Genomic DNA, 19,891 nt, shown 5'->3' on the forward strand with positions numbered 1-19,891 from the left:
CCACAGCGTCGCACGACTAGCGCCCACGGGTGAGCTGCAGGTGAATCTCAGATGAACAACGTCTACGCTGACGGCTGGAACGTGTCGCTGACCTCGGTCGTCAGCGCGTATCCACCGGTCGACGCACCACTCGCGCGCTGTCGGCGGCCTCCTCCCGAACATGATCTACTACGGTGTGCCATAGCTGGGTGCCGCAACCGCAAGGAGCCCTCATGTCCACCATCACCACGGTGGCCAACTGGACAATCACCGCGTCCGGCGACAACGCCACCTTCACTCATGCCTCCGCTGGCGCCTACTGGGCACCCCGGGTATGGAGTGGCCGCGGACTGGCGATAGCCGACGGCGACCTCGCGGCCTTCGACAAGGCGCTCGGCGAGGTGATGAAGCTGCCGGTCTACTGGCTGGCCCGGGGCCGTCGGCGAGATGCCGCCGCCGGAGACCCCGCCGTCTGGTCGCAGCCGCGGTATGACCCGGAAGACGAGTTCGTCTACCTGAGCGGACCCTGCCGGACCGGGCAGGCGACCGCGGGCTACCGGCCCGCATCGGATTTCGTCATCGACCTGGTCCACCTGCGTGGCTTGCGGGTCAGGATCGCCGCCTACCGGGCGACGTCCAGCTGCCTTTGATCGCGCAGTGACGAATGAAACGCCGGTCACGGGGTATCCCGGGGCATGACGACTTCGCCGTTCGAGCCGAATGCGGAAACAGGACATCAGGAGATCGCTGCCGCCGACCTTGGTCAGGGGGCGCCTGACACCGCCGATGTCTTCGGGGCCGGGGAGACCGGACCGGATGTCATCCTTCCGCACGACGACGCCGAGGAAGAGCCCGAGGCGTAAGCCCTGGCATCGAGTTGGATTCGTCGCTGCGAAGCCTCGGGGTGCCCAGTTCGCTGCCAAATGCAGTTCGCGGCGTTCTGGGCTATCGCGACATCGTGAACGGCGTGCGCTTCAGGCGCGGCTACCGGCTCAATGACGACCTTCTCGACGTCGACTTCTGGCAGCTACAGCGCGTTCTGCAGGCGCAGCGGCCACCTGACGAGCTCGGCAGCGCCGGCCTCCGCGACGCGGTTGAACTGCGGCAGCCTTCCTCGTCATCACTCGAGACGCTGCGAAAAAAGGGGATCCACACCCGGCTTGATACCGCTCACGTCCAACGAGATTCGCAAGCTGCTCAACCGGGTCGCCACGCGGGTCATAAACACAATCGAGCATGCGATGCACTGGTCACGATGGCGACGAATCAGCCAAGCCCGAGCGCGAGCCAGCCACTACCGCCGACGCGGCCATCACGAAGTGTCGTTGCAGTATTAGAACGCATCTCATTTGGGGTTGTTGTGGGCCAGAAGATCCAGCTTGATCGCTCGGCGGTAGCAGATCACCGCGCAGGCCAGCTGGGCGAAGCCCAGGAAGTGGGCGGCCTTGCGCTCGTAGCGGCGTGCCAGCCGACGGAACCGGGAAACCCACTCCAAGGTCCGCTCGATGACATACCGATATCGACCCAGCCGCTTGGCCGACTCGATCCCCCGGCGGGCGATCCGGGTAACGATGCCCCGCGCACGCAGCACCTCTAGCAGGCCGGGTAGTCGTAGCCCTTGTCCGCGTGCAGCTTGTGCGGCCGGCGCCGCGGCCGTCCGACCGGCCCGGCGATCGGCGCGACCGCATCGACCACCGCCTCGAACGTCAGGTGGTCGTTGCGGTTGGCCGCGGAGATGACCACCGCCAATGGGAGGCCGCCACGCTCGCTCATCGCGTGGATCTTCGAGCCCGGCTTGCCCCGGTCGACCGGGCTGGGGCCGGTCAGATCCCCCCTTTTACCGCCCTGACCTGCATCGCGTCCACCGACGCCCGGGACCAGTCGATCGCTCCGGCAGAACCGAGCAAGTCCAGCATCATCTGGTGCAGCCGGGCGAACACCTCCGCCTCGACCCACTCGGTGAACCGGCGGTGCGCGGTCGCGGCACTGACCCCGAACGAGGCCGGAAGTGCTGACCAGGCGCAACCGGTCTGCAGCACGTACAAGATCGCGGCCAGCACCGCACGGTCGTCGAGCCGGCGCCGACCTCCGCCCTGGTGGCGTTGCGGCGCATCGGGCAACAGCGGGTACGCCAGCAGCCACAACGGCTCCGGGCACCACTTCTCCACATCGGTCATCGCCGATCAACGATATCGCCGGCCTGATCACACACCCAAATGAGATGCGGTCTTAACAGCAGCGCCGTGGACCTCACTTCAAGCGGTGTCGACGAGTTGATGAGCCAACGGATTGCGGCGCTGTCGAGGCACAGTAGGGTGTCAGGCGGGCACGTTCCGTCGATGCGGGCGTTGTGTCACACCTCGAGGTGTTGCAGTCCGAAAGAAACAGCCCGGCTGGCGAACCTCGCCGTGTTCGCGTTGGTTGACACGGCGCTTGCCGCGGTGGTGCCGGGCGGATTGCGCCGCGGCAGTGCACCGTCGGTCCGGAGCTCGACCGCGCTGGCCCTTGCGTTGCACGATGTCCGGTGGCCCTGACACGGACGGTCGTCGCGCTGACATTTGCTCAGGGGATTTTGCGGCGATAGGCCGCGGTGGCGAAGACGTAAGCCACGATGAGGATCCCCGCGCACCAGGCCAGAGCGGTCCAGATGTCGGTGCCGGCCGGTGCCTGGGTGAACAGGGCGCGGATGGTGTTGACGATGGACGTCACCGGCTGGTGTTCGGCGAACCAGCGCACCGGTCCGGGCATCGTGTCCGTGGGGACGAAGGCCGAGCTGAGGAACGGCAGGAAGATCAGGGGGTAGGAGAAGGCACCGCCGCCTTCGGCTGTCTTCGCGGTGAGGCCGGCGATGACCGCGACCCAAGTCAGGGCCAGGGTGAAGAGGAGCAGGATGCCGGTGACCGCGAGCCAGGCCAGCGGCCCGGCGCCCGAACGGAAGCCCATCAGCAGCGCTACGCCCACGACGATCACGAGTGAGATCAGGTTGGCGACCAGCGAGGTCAGCACGTGGGCCCAGAGCACGGCGGAGCGCGTGATTGGCATGGAGTGGAAACGCTCGAAGATGCCGCTCTTGAGGTCGGTGAAGAGCCTCAGTGCGGTGTAGGCGATGCCTGAAGCGATGGTGATCAGCAGGATGCCTGGCAGCATGTAATCGATGTAGGAGCCCGCTCCGGTATCGATTGCGCCGCCGAAGACGTAGACGAACATCAGCATCATGGCGACCGGGGTGATGACGGTCGTGATGATGGTGTCCAGGCTGCGGGTGATGTGACGCAGCGACCGCCCCAAAAGGATGGTGGTGTCCGTGGTCATCGGTTCTCGCTTTCCGTGCGGTTGCTGACGACGGCGAAGAAGACGTCTTCGAGGGTCGGCTGCTTCTCGACGTATTCGACCTTGGCGGGCGGGAGGAGCTGCTTGAGTTCGGCGAGGGTGCCGTTGACGATGATGCGGCCCTCGTGCAGGATCGCGATCCGGTCGGCGAGCTGTTCGGCCTCGTCCAGGTACTGGGTGGTGAGCAGCACCGTGGTGCCGCTGGCGGCGAGGCCTTTCACCGCGTCCCAGACCTCGATGCGTGCCTCGGGGTCGAGGCCGGTGGTCGGCTCGTCGAGGAAGATTACCGGCGGATCGCCGATGAGGCTCATGGCGATGTCGAGGCGCCGTCGCATGCCGCCGGAGTAGGTCGACACCTTCCGCGTGGCGGCGTCGGTCAGGGAGAAGCGCGCCAGCAGGTCGTCGGCGATTTCGCCGGGGTGCTTCAGCCGGCGCAGCCGGGCGATGAGGACCAGGTTCTCCCGGCCGCTGAGGATCTCGTCGACGGCGGCGAACTGGCCGGTGAGGCTGATCGCCGCGCGCACGTCGTCGGCCTGGGTGACGACGTCGAAGCCGTTGATCGCGGCGTTCCCCGCGTCCGGCTTCAGCAGCGTGGCCAGGATCCGCACCACGGTGGTCTTGCCTGCGCCGTTCGAGCCGAGGAGAGCGAAGATGCTGCCTCGTGCCACGTCGAAGTCCACGCCGCGCAGGACGTGCAGCTGTTTGTACGACTTCTCGAGGCCGCGTACTCGTATCGCTGTCATCGGTCATCCCCTCGTCCAGCTAGTCAGTACTGCTGAGTACTGGTATACAGTAGTACTGAGTAGTGCCGCTAGGGCGAGCCCGGAGGAGCGATGGACGACCTGACGGAGATGTTGAAGGGCACCCTCGAAGGCTGTGTGCTCGAGATCATCGGCAAGGAGGAGACCTACGGCTACGCCATCACGCGCCGGCTGAACGACCTCGGCTTCGGCGACGTCGTCGAGGGGACCGTGTACACGATCTTGTTGCGGCTGGAGAAGAACAAGCTCGTCCAGGTGACGAAACGGCCGTCCGAGAAGGGGCCGCCGCGCAAGTTCTACGCGCTCAACGACGCCGGTCGCGAAGAGCTCGGGCGGTTCTGGGCGAAGTGGCAGTACGTCTCCTCGCGCATCGACAAACTGAAGGAAGGTGGGGGATGAACTTCTGGGAGACCATCACCGGCAGCGACATGACCCGGGAATACCAGGCTTTCGAAGCCAGGGCCGGGGCGTTGCCGGAGGACTACCGGGCGGCGTGGGAACAGATCAAGGCGAACCTCCTCCTCTACGGGGATTTCTCGGGTCGCAACCTGATGCCGATCCTCGACGGCGCGCTGGGGCTGCTGGAGGAAACCGCAGCGGAGGGCCAGAACGTCCACGACGTGCTGGGAGACGACGTCGAGGGCTTCTGTGCGGCGCTCGCCGGCGGTGAAGGCGCCAAGAACTTCCGTGACCGGTGGCGGAAACAGCTGAACCGGAATGTCGCGAAAAAACTGGGCCGGCTGGGAGGCTGACATGGGCATCCAGGACGTCATCGAAGGCAAGAAGCAGTGGCGGGCGCACCTGGCTCGGGTCAAAGCCCTGCCGCCGGACTACCAGATCGTCTACAAGGAGATGCAGAAGTACCTGTTCAAGGTCGGGCCGGTCGACCTGCTCGAGGGAAATCTGCTCTCGGGGATCGTCGACTTCTTCGAGGAGAGCGCCGCGACGGGCAGGGGAGTCCTGGACGTGATCGGCGAGGACGTCGCCGCCTTCTGCGACGAGCTGATCAAGGATTCGCCGACCTACGCCGACCGCTACCAGCAGTCGCTCACGGACAAGGGTGGGAAATAGCCGGAAAGCGGCGTGAAACCAGGCTGAAACCGGCCTCACGCACTCTCGCCACAGCCGCGGCCGCCGAGGTCGCGGCGGACGAGAGGAGAACCGTGACCACCCCGGCGATAGCGGCCAGCGGGCTGCGCAAATCCTTCGGCGACCAGGTCGTGCTCGACGGCATCGACCTGCAGGTCACCGCAGGCACGATCTTCGCCCTGCTCGGGCCCAACGGCGCGGGCAAGACGACCGCCGTGCGGATCCTGTCCACCCTGATCCGCGCAGACGGCGGACGGGCCTCGGTCGCGGGGCACGACGTGGCCGCCGACCCGGACGGGGTCCGCGCGGCGATCGGCGTCACCGGGCAGTTCTCGGCGGTCGACAACCTCCTAACCGGCGAGGAGAACCTGCTGCTGATGGCCGACCTGCACCACCTCGGCCGGACCGAAGGCCGGCGGAAGGCGGCCGAGCTGCTCGAGCGGTTCGACCTCGTCGAATCCGCGGGCAAACTTGTGTCGGCCTACTCCGGCGGGATGCGGCGCCGGCTCGACCTGGCGATGACCCTCACCGGCGAGCCGCGCGTGCTCTTCCTCGACGAGCCGACCACCGGGCTCGATCCGCGCAGCCGGCACGCGATGTGGGAAATCATCCGGGACCTCGTTGCCGGCGGCGTCACCGTGTTCCTGACGACGCAGTACCTGGAAGAGGCCGACGAACTGGCCGGCCGAGTCGCGGTGCTCGACCACGGACGAGTGGTCGCCGAAGGGACGCCGGACGAGCTCAAGCGGCGGGTCGCCGGCGGCCACGTCCGGCTGCAGTTCGCCGACGCCGCAAGCCTCGACACCGCCGCCCGGGCACTCGGGGAAGGGACGCGGGACGAGTCCGCGTTCACGCTGTCGGTGCCGGGCGACGGCGGGGTTCGCTCGTTGCGCGGGCTGCTCGACCGGCTGGACGGCGCGGGGATCGACGTGGAGAACCTGTCGGTGCACACTCCGGATCTCGACGACGTCTTCTTCGCATTGACGGGCCACGCCACCGCCGAGAAGGAGACCGTCCGATGAGCTACGCAGTGCGCGACTCGGCGACCATGCTGCGGCGCAACCTGAAGCACTTGCGCAGGTATCCCGGGATGATGATCATGTCGCTCGGGATGCCGGTGCTGCTCTTGCTGCTGTTTGTCGAGGTGTTCGGCGGCGCCTTGAACGCGGGGTTCGCCACCCGGCCGGGTGGTGGGGCATACGTCGACTACCTGGTGTCGGGAATCCTGCTGATGACCGTCGGGTACGGCGCGTCGATGACGGCGCTGGCGGTGAACCGGGACAAGACCGAGGGGATCATCTCGCGGTTCCGGACGATGGCGATCGCGCGGGTGTCGGTGCTGACCGGGCATGTCCTCGGTGCGGTGCTCCGCACGGTGGTAAGCACGGCGCTGGTTGTCGGGGTGGCTCTGCTGCTCGGGTTTCGCCCCGTGGCGGGCCCGGGCGGCTGGCTCGCCACGCTCGGGATGGTCCTCCTGCTGGCGTTGGCGCTCACCTGGCTGGCGGTCGCCGTCGGGTTGGCGGCGAAGAACGCCGAAGGCGCGAACCTGTTCATCTTGTTCGTGCAGGTGCTGCCGTTCCTCAGCAGCGCGTTCGTGCCCACGGACACGATGTCGGGCGCGATGCGCTGGTTCGCGCGCAACGAGCCGTTCACGCCGATCATCGACACCCTGCGCGGCTTGATGCTGGGCACGCCGGTCGGGAACACTGGGTGGATCGCCGTGGCCTGGTGCGCCGGGTTCGCCGTGGCGGGGTACGTCTGGGCGCGGGCGTTGTTCAGGCGCGATCCCGCGGCCTGACGGCCAGGACCGCTATCGCGGCTGCTCGCAGCTCGTCGCGGCGGAGGCCGGCGTATTCCGCCTGTGCGGCGGTGTAGGCCGGCCCGTCGGCCTGCTCGGCCAGGGCGCGGATGCGGGCCGAGGACATCGTCGGGTGGAAGCCCCGCACGTACCGGAACCGCTCGGCGAGCGCGATCATCCGCAAGGCAGCGACGCGCTCGCCGGGCGTCTGCGCGCGGTCGAGGTCGGTCAGGGCCAAGGCCAGCAGCAGGGCACCGCAGACCGGGACCGACGTCCCCGGATCGTCGAGCAGGCGGGGCAGCGCGCGGGGGAGGTCGTTGGTGATCTCAGTGACGAGGTCGAGGCGTTCGTGGTGGGCGTGGGCGATCACGGTGACGGCCTGGGTCTCCCACATCCAGCCGTCGGCGCCCGGACCTGTGTCCTTGATGGATCGGAGTCGTTCGGCGGCCTGCCGCCACAGGCGCAGGCCCATCTCGGCGTCACCGCGGGCGAGCTGGATTTCGGCGCGCGCGCCGACGTCCACCATGGACGCTCCGGCGACTTCGCTGCCGCCGGTCAGCATGGCCTGTTCCAGCCAGTGTTCCGCTTCGTCGATCGCGCCGACCTGGAGGTTGGCCAGCACCAGAGCGCCCCGGAGGCGGGCGGCGCCGGGCCAGGTGTCGGTCTCGTCGAGCACCGCGAGCACTGTGTTGATCGACCGCCGTGCTTCTTCCCCGCGCTCCAATTCCAGGCAGAGTTCTCCCACTCGGGCGTGCGCGACGGCACGCAGCCACGGCGACTCTCGGTCGTCGAAGACGGCGACCATGCGCTCCGCCGCGGCCAGTGCGCGTTCGGGATGGTCGAGCGCCGACCACGCGTAGCTGGCGACGCCCTCGGCCAGTCCGGCGATGAGCGGGTTGTCGTTGTCGCACAGGGCGAACAACGGCTCGAAGTCCGGCGCGGCCACGGTGCGGAGCACGGTCTCGGCGGCGTGGACCAGGGTGCCGGATGCGGCGGGCGGGAGACGGCGAAGGCCGGCCAGGGCGCGGGTCGGGCGGGGGCCCTGCAGCAGGAAGCTGTTCACCGCGCTCAGCACCAGCGCCGCCCGGGTCGCGTCCACGAGGCCCGGGTCTGGGCGGTAGTGCGAAAGCAGCCAGGCGGTGTCTTCGACGAGTGCGGCCATGCGGCCGAAGTTCGACTCGAAGGTCCAGAGTCCGGCCAGGACGGCGGCGGTGGCCGCCACGGTCACGCCGTCCTCGTGGTCGATGCCGTGCCGCAGGGCGTGCACCAGGTTGTCCTGCTCCGCGCCGACCCGGCGCATGGCCGGGACGAGGTCGGCGGCGAAGAGGGATTCGTGGTGGGCCAGGGCGAAGTCCGCTGCCCAGGTCAGGAAGCCGGTGGTGGCCTTTTCGGTCTCGCCGGCCTCATCGCGGCGGGCGGCGCTGAATTCGCGGATCGTTTCCAGCATCCGGAAGCGCGTGCCCGCCGGGGTGTCCTGGACCTTGAGCAGCGAGTGGCCGGCGAGCTGGTCGAGCAGGTCGGCCGCGTCGTTGCCGAGCAGGTGCCGGGCGGCGTCGGCGGTGAAGCCGTCGGGAAAGACCGACAGTGCGCGCATGGCGGCCTGTCCCCGCTGGTCGAGGAGGGTCCAGCTCCAGTCGATGACGGCATGCAGCGTGTGGTGACGCGCCGGGGCGTCGCGGGCGCCGCCGCGCAGCAGCGCGAACCGGTCGTCGAGGTGACGGGCGATCTCGGGGACCGACATGACCCGGCTGCGGGCCGCGGCCAGCTCGATCGCGAGCGGCAGGCCGTCGAGGTGCGCGCACAGCTCCCGGACGGCCTCGTCCGGCAGGTGGCCGTCCGGGCGGACGGCGCGGGCCCGTTGCCGGAACAGCTCGGCGGCGGTCGCCGGGGTCAGCTCCGGCAGCGGGTGGACCGACTCGGAGGAGAGGTCGAGCGGGGTTCGGCTGGTGGTGAGCACCCGCAGGTCGGCGTTGAGCGCGACCAGTGCCCGGACCAGGTCGGCGGCGCCGCGGACGACGTGTTCGCAGTTGTCGAGCACCAGGAGGGCCGGGCCGGGGCCGAGCGCGTCGAGGATGGCGGTCACGGCGTCGCGCGGGGCCGCCGGGCGGCTACCCGGCGGCCCTCCCGCGTCGGCACCACTGATTGCCGAGGCGACTTCGGCGGCGACCTCGTCGTCGTGGGTGATGCCGGCGAGCGGCACGAAGTGCACGATCCGCTGCTCGGCCTGGCGGCTCACGGCGTGGGCCAGCCGGGTCTTGCCCAGTCCGCCCGCGCCGACGATCGACGTGACCCGGGACGTCCGCAGCAGCCTGGCGACGGCGGCGAGGTCGGTGTCCCGGCCGAGCAGCGGGTTCGGCTCGTGGGCGACGCCGTGGCGGACCGCCGGTGCCTCGCCCTGCAGGAGCTGCTGGTGCAGCTCGCGCAGCGCGAGACCGGGATCGCTGCCGAACTCCTCGCGCACCCTGCGCCGGTAGTCCTCGTAGCGGGCCAGCGCGGCGGTGGGCCCGGCCGTCGCAGCTTCGCTGCGCAGCAGTTCCAGGAGCAGTTCCTCGTCGCGCGGTCGTTCGGCCGCCAGCTCGGCGAGTTCGTCGACGGCCTCGTCCGCCCGGCCCAGCCGCGAGCGGCACAGGGCGCGAGCCCGGACCAGCCATCGACTGGTCGACGCGCGGGCCGCCCGCAGCGCGCCGAGCGGATCGGTGCTGCCCGGCTCGTCGTGTGCCGTCCAGAGCGCCAGGCCCGCCTCGGCGTGGGCGAGCGCGGCTTCGTGGTCGCCGTCGCGGCAGAGCCGAGCACAGGCCGCCGCGCTGAGTACGAGGGCGGCGGCGTCGACCTGATCGTCGGCCAGGGCGAGCCGGTAGCCGGACGGGGTGGCTTCGATGACGTCGTGGCCGAGCTGGGCTCGAGCGCGGGACACGAGCACCTGCAGGGCTTTGGCCGGGTGTTCCGGTTGCTCGTCCGGCCAGAGCCCTTCGATCAGGCGGGCGGTACTCGTCCCCGCTCGGAGGTCCTCGGCGAGCAGGGCGAGCAACCCGCCCAGACGGGGGCTGGTGATCTCCCGGCCGCGGTAGGCCACCCGCGGCAGCAGGACCAGCGCGATTGTCACCGCCTCAGGCTAGTGGGGGTGCGACCTCGGCGGCTCCGGTCGTGCGGGCGCGTCGCGTAGGCTGATCCCGGCGCGCCGGGAAGTCTGGTCGGCATCCGGATTTCGGATCGGGAGGACCGGCTCATGCGCGGGGTGGAAACCGTCCTGTTCCTCGTGGTCGTGGCGACCGTGGTGGCCACGTTCGCCCGGCGGCTGCGGATTCCGGCGCCGTCACTGCTGGTCGTCGTCGGGGTCGTCGTGGGGCTGCTGCCCGGCGTCCCGGTCGTGCAAGTGACGCCGGAGGTGATCAGCTTGGTCGTGCTCCCGCCGCTGCTGTTCGCGGCGGGGGAGGAGCTGCCGTGGCGGGACCTGCGGGCCGTCGGGCGTCCGGTCGCGGTGTTGTCGGTCGGGCTGGTGCTGCTGTCGGCCGCGGCGGTGATCGGGGTCGCGGTCGCGGTGACGCCCTTGCCGGTCGGAATGGCGTTCGTGCTGGGCGCGGTGCTGGCGAGCACCGATCCGGTCGCGGTGACTGCGCTGGCGAGGCGGCTGGCGCTGCCGCCGCGGGTGCAGGCGCTGATCCAGGCCGAAAGCCTGTTTAACGACGCGACCAGCCTGTTGCTGTTCCGGGTGGCGCTCTTCTTGGCTGTCGCCGGCGGGGCCGCGTCGTGGGGCCGGACGCTCACGGAGTTCGGCGTGCTCGCCGGCGGCGGGGTGGCGGTCGGGGTGCTGACCGCGCTCGGCGCGTTCGTGATCCGGCGGCACACCGAGGACCCAGTCCTGGAGACAGTGATCTCCCTGGTCACGCCGTATGCAGGCTATGTGGTCGCGGAGTCGGTGGGCGGATCGGGAGTGACGGCGGTCGTGGTGGCCAGTGTGATCCTCGGGACCCAGGCCGAGCGGCTGACGACGGCGCGGATCCGGCTGCAGGTCGGCGCGGTGTACCAGACGGTGGTGTTCCTGCTGGAGAGCGTCGTGTTCGGCCTGATCGGACTTCAGCTTCCCGCGCTGGTACGGCGGGTGGCCGGCGGCGGACCGTGGTGGCTGCTGCAGGCGCTGGCCATCGCGGCGACGCTGGTGCTCGCGCGGCTGCTGCTGGTGTTCGTGCTCTCGGCGCTGCGGCAACGGCGGCAGGACGGCCGGATCTCCTGGCAGGTACCCGCGGTCGTCTCCTGGGCGGGTGCGCGGGGCGTGGTGCCCCTGGCGGCAGCGCTGTCGCTGCCGGTGGCCACTTTGGACGGTTCCGAGCTGCCCGCGCGCGACCTCGTCCTCCTGCTCACCACTGCGGTGATCGTGCTGACGCTGGTGGTCCAGGGCTTCACCCTGGCGCCCCTGGTCCGCCGGGCGGGGATTGCTCTCGACCCGGCCGACTTGCGCACCGAGTACGGCGCCGCGCGCCGGAAGCTCGCCGAAGCCGGTCTTTCCCATCTGGATCACCTGGCTGAGAGCGAATCGGCGCCGACGTTCGTGGTCGACCAGCTGCGGGCGGGCTGGCAGGCGCGGCTGGACCACATCCGCGGCGACACCGGCGAGCAGGCGGCGGACTGGGTGCGCGGAATCGACTACCGCGCCTTGAAGCGGGAGCTGATCGACATCGAGGCGGCCGAGCTGCTGCGGCTGTTCGAGGCGGGCGAGATCACCGACGGCACCCGGCGGCGCATCCAGCGGCTGCTTGACCTGGAGTACGCGGGGCTGGAGGACTGAGTGGACTCACCGGGGATCGTCGTCGTGGGTTTCGAGCCACGTGCCGGCGAGCCGCAGGAGAATGGCGACCAGTGCGAAGCTGCCCATCAACGTCAGCGCCCACCAGAAATCACTTATGGAACAGAGGATGGACCTGGTCTGCCAGCCGGGCGAGCCTGTCGGGCGAACCTTGACGCCGTCTTGACCACGGGTCGCCCCACGCGGCCGGGGTGCCGCGCGACTGGCGCTCATCCACTGCCGAACGGATCCGGGCCGGGTGTGGAACGCCGACGATCCACGGTTGTGGACGCCGAAAACGTTCGGCCGGGAATACAAACTCAACTTCGACTGGGTGATTCCTTCGATTCGGTACGTTCGCGGCCATCGGCGCTAAACTTTCGTAAATACGCCTAAAGCCTGCCTCGAACCCGCCGCGATGACCGGCGTCCGGCCACAGTGGACCGGTAGGGTTCGCGACGTGACTGCCGAGGCAAGGGGAAGCGCGTGAGCCAGGCGACGACCGCCGAGACACCCACGACGTCGCCCGCGCGCGACGTCGTGCGCCTCGGGCTCATGATCGGCGCGCTCGGCGTCGTCTTCGGCGACATCGGCACCAGCCCGATCTACACCCTGCAGACGGTGTTCAACCCCGCCGACCCGCACCCGGTGCCGGTGAACCCGGACAACGTCTTCGGCGTTGTGTCATTGATCTTCTGGTCGGTGATGATCATCGTGACCGTCACGTACGTGCTGCTGGCCATGCGCGCCGACAACGACGGCGAGGGCGGCATCATGGCCCTCATCACCCTGCTGCGCCGCTGGGGCGCGCAACGCGGCAAGCGCGTGGCCGTCGTACTAGCCGGTCTCGGCATTTTCGGCGCCGCACTGTTCTTCGGTGACAGCATGATCACCCCGGCGATCTCCGTGCTGTCCGCGGTGGAGGGCTTGAAGGTCGTCTCCGGCGGCCTCGACGACTGGATCGTCCCGATCACCGCCGTGATCATCGTCGGCCTGTTCCTCGTGCAGCGACGCGGTACCGCCGCCGTCGGCCGGGTGTTCGGGCCGGTCATGATCGCCTGGTTCGTGACGATCGGCGCGTTCGGCGTGGCCGGCGTCGCCGGGCACCCCGACATCCTCAAGGCGCTCTCGCCGACCTACGCCATCGGATTCATGGCCGGCCACTTCGATATCGCGTTCTTCGCACTGGCGGCGGTCGTGCTCTCGGTCACCGGCGCCGAGGCCCTGTACGCCGACATGGGCCACTTCGGCCGGCGGGCGATCACCCGCGGCTGGCTGCTGCTGGTGCTGCCCGCGTGCGTGCTCAGCTACCTCGGCCAAGGCGCGCTGATCCTCGACAACCCGGCGAACATCAGCAGCCCGTTCTTCCTGCTCGTCCCCTCCTGGGCGCGGCTGCCGCTGGTGGTGCTCGCCACGGCGGCGACAGTGATCGCGTCCCAGGCGGTGATCACCGGCGCCTACTCGGTCGCCGCCCAGGCCGCCCAGCTCGGCTACCTGCCCCGGCTGCGCATCGCCCACACCTCGGAGACCGAGCGGGGCCAGATCTACGTCCCGTGGATCAACTGGCTGCTCATGGTTTCGGTGCTCACGCTGGTGTTCGCGTTCCGCAGTTCGGCGGCGCTGGCGTTCGCGTTCGGCATGGCGGTGACCGGCACGATCACGATCACGACGCTGCTGTTCCTCTACATCGCGCGGTCGCGGTGGGGCACCCCGGCGTGGCTGATCGGCCTCGGCGCGTCCGTGCTGCTGCTCGTGGACCTGCTGTTCGTCGCGGCCAACCTGACCAAGCTGGTGCACGGAGCGTGGCTGCCGCTGCTGATCGGCCTGACGGCGTTCACGATCATGACGACCTGGCAGCGCGGCCGGCGGATCGTCACCGCCGAGCGGGAACGCCGTGAGGGTCCGCTCCCGGAGTTCATCGAGAACCTGCGCGGAACGCCGGTGCAGCGGGTCCCCGGCACGGCCGTCTTCCTCAACCGCGGCGGGCAGACCGCCCCGCTGGCGCTGCGGGCGAACGCCGAGCACAACCACGTGCGGCACGACCAGGTCGTCATCCTGTCCCTGGAGACCGAGCCGGTGCCGCGGGTGCCGGTCGAGCAGAGGGCGACCGTCGAAGACCTGGGCCACACCGACGACGGCATCGTCTTCGTCACCGCCCGCTACGGCTACATGGAGACACCGGACGTCCCGGGCGCGCTGGCCCGGCTCGACCCGGCCCAGACCGAGGGGCGGCTGCAACTGGACGAGGCGTCCTACTTCCTGTCCAAGATCGAGCTGCAGCGCGGCCCGGAACCGACCATGGCGGGCTGGCGCAAACGGCTGTTCATCGCCACCTCCTACATCACCGCGGACGCCGCTGAGTACTTCGGCCTGCCCCGCGATCGCACGGTCATCATGGGCTCCCACATCGACCTGTGAGCCACGACCGCGCCTTCTGTGGCTCTTGTCCCTGTCCACGCCGTCATGGACCGCGAAGTACCCGGATTGTTGCCGGACGCCGCCCGAGGCGAGATCACGCCTCGAGCGAGTGTCGTGGCGTTGGGTGTCGGGGGACTTCGGCGATGAACCGGTAGCGGTACATCATCGATCCATCTCGGGTTCTGGCTGACAGCGGTTATTCGACGATCTTGATGCCGGATGTGCCGCAGTGGCAGCCGGCGCCGGGGCCGGCGCTCGCGGTGGCGGCGACGATCACCGGGTTACGTGTGTACCTGGCGTACGCGTCTCCGATCCGGCCCGCGTGAATCACCGCGTGGGAGGCCCGTCCGTGCTCACCGCGCTGGCCGCGAGGGTAGGCGTTAACACGCCGGTGGCAGCGTCGGTGTGCGCGACCGACCGTCGACGGTATGCGACAGCCCCGGTCGGCCGAACCGGCCGCGAGTCAGCGAGTCGGCAGGTCGATTTCGGTGTGGCGGGTCGCCAGCGTCGATGCCACGTCGGCCAGCTTGACGTTGAGGTCCTGCGAAGTGCGCCGCAGGACGTCAAAGGCTGTTTCCGCCGAGACGCCGCGGCGGGCCATGATGATGCCCTTGGCCTGGCCGATGACATCGCGGCTTTCGATCGCTCTGCGCAGGTGTGCGGCCTGGAGTTCGGCGCGGGTGACGGCGTCGGTGGTGGCCAGGGCCAGCGACGCGTGTGTGGCCAGCAGCAGGAGAACGTCCCGGTCGGCGTCGCCCAGGCCGCCGGCGGTTTTCGAGAACACGTTGAGAGCGCCGACGGAACTGCCGCTTGGCGCGCCGGGCAGCAGGGCGGTGGCGATGACGGAGCGGATGCCCAGGCCGATCGCGGCCGGAGCCCACCGTGGCCAGCGCGGCTCGTGGGCCAGATCCGGGCAGATGGCCACCGCGGGGCCGTCCGGGACGGCCGCCGCGACGCAGGGGCCCTCACGGAAGCGGTACTGCAGCACGTCCAGGTCGGTGGCCAGGTCCTGCGTTTGGGCGGGGGTGTGGAAGCCGCCGTCGGGGTCGAGCAGAGTGAAGCTGGCGACGTCGGCGGCCGGGACCATCACGGTGGTGGCGTCCAGGACCCGCTGAAGCACGTCCTTGACCGAGGGAGCGGCCAGCAACGTAGCCGTCAGCTGGGCGAACTGCGCAGCCAGAGAATTGTCGACCTGCCGATCACGCGCACCGGTCATGCCCATCCTCCTGATGACTCACGAAGGATGGCTGCCTGCTCAACCATCGTCGTCACCAATCTAACCCCACGTGCGCCGATGCCCGGGGCCACCACCGGGGTCGCCGGCACGATGCCCTGACACGCGTCACGGGCCAGTTCATCGGGATGATCATCTGGCAGGCGGGCGCCGTCCATGACGGCAAACCACTACGGTCCATGACATGTGTTTCGGTGGGTGGACTCGAGGGTAACGGGTTGATGGATCCGGATCTCCCGTACGGGCTCCTTCGGATCTAGGGCCTGTATCGAAGTGGGTCAGAGCCATTCGTTGATCGCGGCGACGTGCACGGTGGCTTCGTAGCGGACGGCGAGTTTGTCGTAGCGGGTGGCCACGCCACGGTGGCGTTTGAGCCGGTTGATGCCGCATTCCACGGCGTGCCGCTGTTTGTAGGTTTCGGGGTCGAAGGCCGGTGGCCGGCCGCCCTTCGACCCCTTGGCCTTGCGGTGCGCGTCCTGATCAGCCTTGCTCGGAATGGTCGCCTTGATCCCACGTCCGCGCAGGTGAGCCCGGTTGGCTTTTGAGGTGTAAGCCTTGTCCGCCAGGACCCGGTCCGGACGCGTCCGCGGCCGCCCACCACCGGTCAGCCGAGGCACCCGGATCCCGGCCAGGACGGGGATGAACTGCGGGCTGTCGCCGCGCTGCCCGGCGGTCAGCACGATCGACAACGGCTTCTGGCCCTGCTCACAGCCCAGATGCAGCTTCGTGGTCAGGCCACCGCGAGACCGGCCCAACGCATGATCCTCCGGCTCGACGGTGACCCCGCCCGGCGGCTCGACCTGCAGATCCCCCTTTTCCGCGCCCCCGCGGCATGCTGATGAGCCCGCGCGATCGTGGAATCCACGCTGACATCCCACGTGATCCGCCCCTGGGCTTCGGCCAGAGCCTGCAACGCGGTCAAAATCCGCTGCCAGACCCCCGCCCGCTGCCACCGCCGAAACAACCCATAAACCGCCGCCCACGACCCATAAACCTCGGGCATGTCCCGCCACGGCGCACCGGTGCGCACCCGCCACCGGATCCCATCGATCAACTGCCGTCTGCTCCACAACGACGGCCGACCCGGCCGCGACGGCACCGGCAGCAACGGCTCCAGCACCGCCCACTGCTCGTCAGTCAGGTCGAACCGCCCCGCCACCGCTAAGGTGTCCACGAGGTCTCCGGTAGTACTTAGGTTCTTCTTGGTCGACGAACCAACTACCGGAGACCTCACCCATTTCCGGTCACCAACACGCCCAACCCAGCCGACTCCAGCTCAACTGCCCGAGCCGACTTCGATACAGGCCCTAGACCCTGTCGGCTCCAAACCGAGGGGCCGACAGGGTCGACTTCCGTGATCAAGCTGCACCGACCTGGCGGGCCGCCGGCTCCGAACACCTTTGTGTGGATGCCCCAACCAGCGAATCGCGGCAGAATGCTGACGCCCGGCAGGCGAGCATGAGAGGCCTTGAGTGCGTTCTGAAGCTGCTGACGGCAGTCCGTTGAGCGAGGTGTTCGCCGCCGACGACGAGATCGGGCGTGACCTGGCGCGGGTGGATTGGACGTCGACGCCGCTGGGCGCACCGGCGGCCTGGCCGCAGAGCTTGCGGACCGCCGTGAGCATCCTGCTGTCGTCGCGGTTTTCGATGTGGATGGCCTGGGGCCCGGACCTGACGTTCTTCTGCAACGCCGCCTATCGCCGGGACACCCTGGGCCGGAAGTACCCGTGGGCGCTGGGCCGGCCGGCGAGTGAGGTGTGGGCGGAGATCTGGGACGACATCGGTCCCCGGATCCAGACGGTGCTCTCCACCGGCAAGGCGACCTGGGACGAGGCGTTGCTGCTGTTCCTGGAGCGCTCGGGCTATCCGGAGGAGACCTACCACACGTTCTCCTACAGCCCGCTGCGCGACGACACCGGCCAGGTGGTCGGCATGCTCTGCGTCGTCGCCGAGGAAACCGAGCGGGTCATCGGCGAGCGCCGGATGGCGTTGCTGCGGGACCTCGGCTCGGACCCCAGCGTCGTGCAGACCGAACAGCAGGTACTCGCCTTCGCCGGCCGACAGCTTCACCAGGATCTGCGCGACCTGCCGTTCACCCTGATCTACCTCTTCGACGGCCCGGACGCGGTGCTCGCCTCGGCGACCGGCATCGAGTCCAGTCCTGCGGCCACCGCGTGGCCGGTCGAGGCCGTGGCCGAGGGAGAGGCGGTGCTGGTCGAGCTGGACAGCGCGGTCCTGCCGGAGCTGCCGACCGGTGCGTGGCCGGAGCCGCCCACCCGCGCGCTGGTCGTGCCGTTGCGGCAGCAGGGCAGCCGTCCCTACGGGTTCCTGGTGGCGGCGTTGAACCGGTACCGCGAACTGGACGCCGGCTACCGCGGCTTCATCGATCTGGTGGCCGGGCACATCGCCGCCGGGATCGCCAGCGCCCGCAGCTACCAGGCCCAGCAGCGCCGTGCGGAAGAACTGGCGGAGCTGGACCGGGCGAAGACGACGTTCTTCTCCAACATCAGCCACGAGTTCCGCACGCCCTTGACTCTGATCATGGGTCCGGTGCAGGAGCTGCGTGGCCGTTGGGCCGAAGGCGACGAGCGGGCCCGCGAAGAGCTCGAGGTCGTGCACCGCAACAGCCTCCGGTTGAGCAAGCTGGTCAACACCCTGCTGGACTTCTCCCGCATCGAAGCCGGCCGCATGCAGGCGCGGTACGAGCCGGTCGACCTGGCCGCGGTCACCGCCGAGCTCGCGAGCGTGTTCCGGTCGGCCGTCGAACGAGCCGGGCTGACGTTCACCGTCGAGTGCCCGCCGCTGCGCGAGCCGGTGTACCTGGACCGCGGGATGTGGGAGAGGGTGGTCTTCAACCTGCTCAGCAACGCCCTCAAGTTCACCTTCGACGGCTCGGTCACCGTCAGCGTCGGCCACGATGACGAACGCGCCGTCGTGAAAGTGACCGACACCGGCGTCGGCGTGCCCACCGCGGAGATGCCGCGGCTGTTCGAGCGGTTCCACCGGATCGAGAACATCCGCGCCCGCTCCGGCGAGGGCAGCGGTATCGGGCTGGCCCTGGTCCGGGAGCTGGTCGAGCTGCTCGGCGGCACGATCGCTGCCGACAGCACCGAAGGCGCGGGCACCACGTTCGTCATCCGGCTGCCGTTCGGCTCCGCCCACCTGCCCGCCGAGGCCATCGCACCGGCCGCGGCCCGGGACGCGCCCTCTGCCATCGCCGACCAGTACGTCCAAGAAGCTTTGCGCTGGCTCCCGGACGAGGTTCGCTCCGACGATGCGCCGGACCCGGCGCAGACCGGCGCTGCCGTTCCCGCGCGCGTCCTGGTCGCCGACGACAACGCCGACATGCGCGAATACCTGACCCGTCTGCTGACCGACGCCGGATATCTGGTCACCACCGTCGTCGACGGCAGGAAGGCACTCGAGGCCGCCCGTATCGATCCGCCGGATCTGGTGATCAGCGACGTGATGATGCCGGCGTTGGACGGCCTCGCCCTGGTGGCTGAGCTGCGCCGGGATGCGCGCACGACGGCTGTGCCTGTTCTCCTTCTGTCTGCCCGCGCCGGGCAGGAAGCTTCCATCGAAGGACTGCAGGCCGGGGCCGATGACTACCTCGTCAAGCCGTTCGCCGCCGCTGAACTGCTGGCTCGGGTCCGGGCCAACGTCGAACTCGCGCGCCTGCGCAATCACCACGCCCGCTGGCGCACCGCATTGGTGGATTCGCTGCAAGAGGCGTTCTTCGTCTGCGACGAGAACGGCTCGGTCATCGAGATCAACGCGACGTTCACCGACATTCTCGGGTTCGGCCCGGAAGGCCTGCCCTACGAGCCGCTCCACCCCTGGTGGCCGGACGCCGCCACCGACCCGGACGCTCACGAACAGGCTGGCGAGGCGTTCGCCATGTTGGTGGGCGATCCGCACGGCAGCTACACCGTTCCGGTCACCCATCGTGACGGGCACCGGGTGTGGGTCACAGCGAATTTCAACCACGTCGATGATCCGGAAACCGGCCGCCAGGTGACGGTGGGCACATTCCGCGATGTCACCGCCGAGCACTACACGGTGCAGCGCCAGGCCGCGCTGTCCGCGCTCGGCCAGCAGCTCGCGCAAGCCGACACGGTGGCCGATGCGGTGACGGCATCGGCTGAGGAGCTGTGCCGCGTGTGGAAGGCACGGCGCGTCGTCGCTGTGAGGTTCGCCGAGTCCGCCGCCGAAGGCGCCGAGCCACAGCTGGTGTGCGCCGGTGAGCCGGCCAGCTGGACCGAGCTCACGCCCAAGGCGCGGGAGACGATCGAGGCGTTGCGCGGGGGTGACCTGCTCACCCCCGCCGCCGGCGATCCCAAGGCCGTCGGCATCGCGCTGCAACATCCCACCGGGGTGCTGGTCCTGTGGCTGGAACTGGCCGAGCGGCGGCGGGTCACCTCGGAGGACGAGACGTTGCTGACGGTGCTCGCCGGCCGGCTCGGCCAGGGGCTTTCGCGGGTCCACCAGCACGACCAGCAG

The 19,891-nt window shown here is 69.4% G+C and carries 16 protein-coding genes and 2 pseudogenes; 11 read left to right on the plus strand and 7 right to left on the minus strand.

Annotated elements, in window-relative coordinates:
• The first annotated feature begins 212 nt into the window (after window positions 1–212).
• Together ACFPLC_RS23145 and ACFPLC_RS23150 are read left to right on the plus strand one after the other, a co-directional pair.
• Window positions 213–629, plus strand: coding sequence for a hypothetical protein (locus tag ACFPLC_RS23145; protein ID WP_378207573.1), 417 nt, complete (start codon window positions 213–215; stop codon window positions 627–629).
• A 45-nt stretch (window positions 630–674) separates the two neighbouring features.
• Window positions 675–842, plus strand: coding sequence for a hypothetical protein (locus ACFPLC_RS23150; RefSeq protein WP_378207576.1), 168 nt, complete (start codon window positions 675–677; stop codon window positions 840–842).
• A gap of 482 nt (window positions 843–1,324) precedes the next feature.
• Here ACFPLC_RS23150 and ACFPLC_RS23155 read toward each other — a convergent pair.
• Window positions 1,325–2,156: pseudogene (locus ACFPLC_RS23155) on the minus strand (IS5 family transposase).
• Between the two features lie 231 nt (window positions 2,157–2,387).
• Between ACFPLC_RS23155 and ACFPLC_RS23160 the strand changes: the two are divergent.
• Window positions 2,388–2,513, plus strand: coding sequence for a hypothetical protein (locus ACFPLC_RS23160; protein WP_378235909.1), 126 nt, complete (start codon window positions 2,388–2,390; stop codon window positions 2,511–2,513).
• Between the two features lie 28 nt (window positions 2,514–2,541).
• Here the strand turns inward: ACFPLC_RS23160 and ACFPLC_RS23165 are convergent, their stop codons facing one another.
• Together ACFPLC_RS23165 and ACFPLC_RS23170 are read right to left on the minus strand one after the other, a co-directional pair.
• Window positions 2,542–3,291, minus strand: coding sequence for an ABC transporter permease (locus tag ACFPLC_RS23165; protein ID WP_378207578.1), 750 nt, complete (start codon window positions 3,289–3,291; stop codon window positions 2,542–2,544).
• The gene (locus ACFPLC_RS23170) at window positions 3,288–4,052 is read right to left on the minus strand and encodes an ABC transporter ATP-binding protein (RefSeq protein WP_378207581.1); all 765 of its coding nucleotides are present in this window, start codon (window positions 4,050–4,052) and stop codon (window positions 3,288–3,290) included. The genes ACFPLC_RS23165 and ACFPLC_RS23170 overlap by 4 nt, the downstream gene beginning before the upstream one ends.
• Window positions 4,053–4,142: 90 nt before the next feature.
• Between ACFPLC_RS23170 and ACFPLC_RS23175 the strand changes: the two genes are divergently transcribed.
• The 5 genes from ACFPLC_RS23175 (at window position 4,143) to ACFPLC_RS23195 (ending at window position 6,957) form a co-directional block, all read left to right on the plus strand.
• Window positions 4,143–4,469: a PadR family transcriptional regulator gene (locus ACFPLC_RS23175; protein WP_378207584.1), complete on the plus strand. Its 327-nt coding sequence runs from the start codon at window positions 4,143–4,145 to the stop codon at window positions 4,467–4,469.
• Window positions 4,466–4,822: a DUF1048 domain-containing protein gene (locus ACFPLC_RS23180; protein ID WP_378207587.1), complete on the plus strand. Its 357-nt coding sequence runs from the start codon at window positions 4,466–4,468 to the stop codon at window positions 4,820–4,822. The genes ACFPLC_RS23175 and ACFPLC_RS23180 overlap by 4 nt, the downstream gene beginning before the upstream one ends.
• Window position 4,823: 1 nt before the next feature.
• Window positions 4,824–5,141 carry a DUF1048 domain-containing protein gene (locus tag ACFPLC_RS23185; RefSeq protein WP_378207590.1) on the plus strand — a complete coding sequence of 106 codons (318 nt, stop codon included), beginning with the start codon at window positions 4,824–4,826 and terminating at the stop codon, window positions 5,139–5,141.
• A gap of 92 nt (window positions 5,142–5,233) precedes the next feature.
• The gene (locus ACFPLC_RS23190; RefSeq protein ID WP_378207591.1) at window positions 5,234–6,181 is read left to right on the plus strand and encodes an ATP-binding cassette domain-containing protein; all 948 of its coding nucleotides are present in this window, start codon (window positions 5,234–5,236) and stop codon (window positions 6,179–6,181) included.
• Window positions 6,178–6,957: an ABC transporter permease gene (locus ACFPLC_RS23195; RefSeq protein WP_378207594.1), complete on the plus strand. Its 780-nt coding sequence runs from the start codon at window positions 6,178–6,180 to the stop codon at window positions 6,955–6,957. Before ACFPLC_RS23190 ends, ACFPLC_RS23195 begins: the two co-directional genes overlap by 4 nt.
• Here ACFPLC_RS23195 and ACFPLC_RS23200 read toward each other — a convergent pair.
• Entirely contained in the window at window positions 6,935–10,060 is a 3,126-nt protein-coding gene (locus ACFPLC_RS23200) for an ATP-binding protein (protein WP_378207596.1), read from the minus strand. The genes ACFPLC_RS23195 and ACFPLC_RS23200 overlap by 23 nt on opposite strands.
• 123 nt (window positions 10,061–10,183) lie before the next feature.
• On the opposite strand from ACFPLC_RS23200, the gene ACFPLC_RS23205 reads away from it, so the two are divergent.
• Entirely contained in the window at window positions 10,184–11,740 is a 1,557-nt protein-coding gene (locus ACFPLC_RS23205; RefSeq protein ID WP_378207599.1) for a Na+/H+ antiporter, read from the plus strand.
• Between the two features lie 6 nt (window positions 11,741–11,746).
• Here the strand turns inward: ACFPLC_RS23205 and ACFPLC_RS23210 are convergent, their stop codons facing one another.
• Window positions 11,747–12,061 (minus strand): hypothetical protein, encoded by a 315-nt coding sequence (locus ACFPLC_RS23210; RefSeq protein WP_378235910.1) that lies wholly within the window; start codon window positions 12,059–12,061, stop codon window positions 11,747–11,749.
• Window positions 12,062–12,223: 162 nt separating this feature from the next.
• Here ACFPLC_RS23210 and ACFPLC_RS23215 point away from each other — a divergent pair, with 162 nt between their 5' ends.
• The gene (locus ACFPLC_RS23215) at window positions 12,224–14,155 is read left to right on the plus strand and encodes a potassium transporter Kup (protein ID WP_378207602.1); all 1,932 of its coding nucleotides are present in this window, start codon (window positions 12,224–12,226) and stop codon (window positions 14,153–14,155) included.
• 463 nt (window positions 14,156–14,618) lie between these two features.
• Here ACFPLC_RS23215 and ACFPLC_RS23220 read toward each other — a convergent pair whose 3' ends face one another.
• On the minus strand, window positions 14,619–15,371 hold the full coding sequence (locus ACFPLC_RS23220) for a GAF and ANTAR domain-containing protein (RefSeq protein WP_378207605.1): 753 nt from the start codon (window positions 15,369–15,371) through the stop codon (window positions 14,619–14,621).
• A gap of 296 nt (window positions 15,372–15,667) precedes the next feature.
• Window positions 15,668–16,548 (minus strand): IS5 family transposase gene (locus ACFPLC_RS23225; RefSeq protein WP_417281639.1). Its coding sequence is split into 2 segments (ribosomal slippage): window positions 15,668–16,155 and window positions 16,155–16,548, totalling 882 coding nucleotides; the frame shifts between segments, so codons are not numbered across the junction.
• A 493-nt stretch (window positions 16,549–17,041) separates the two neighbouring features.
• Between ACFPLC_RS23225 and ACFPLC_RS23230 the strand changes: the two are divergent.
• Window positions 17,042–19,393 (plus strand): annotated as a pseudogene (locus tag ACFPLC_RS23230) (hybrid sensor histidine kinase/response regulator); the annotation flags it as partial.
• Window positions 19,394–19,891: the final 498 nt, after the last annotated feature.

The sequence above is a fragment of the Amycolatopsis plumensis genome, assembly GCF_042652605.1.
Classification (GTDB): Bacteria; Actinomycetota; Actinomycetes; order Mycobacteriales; family Pseudonocardiaceae; genus Amycolatopsis; species Amycolatopsis plumensis.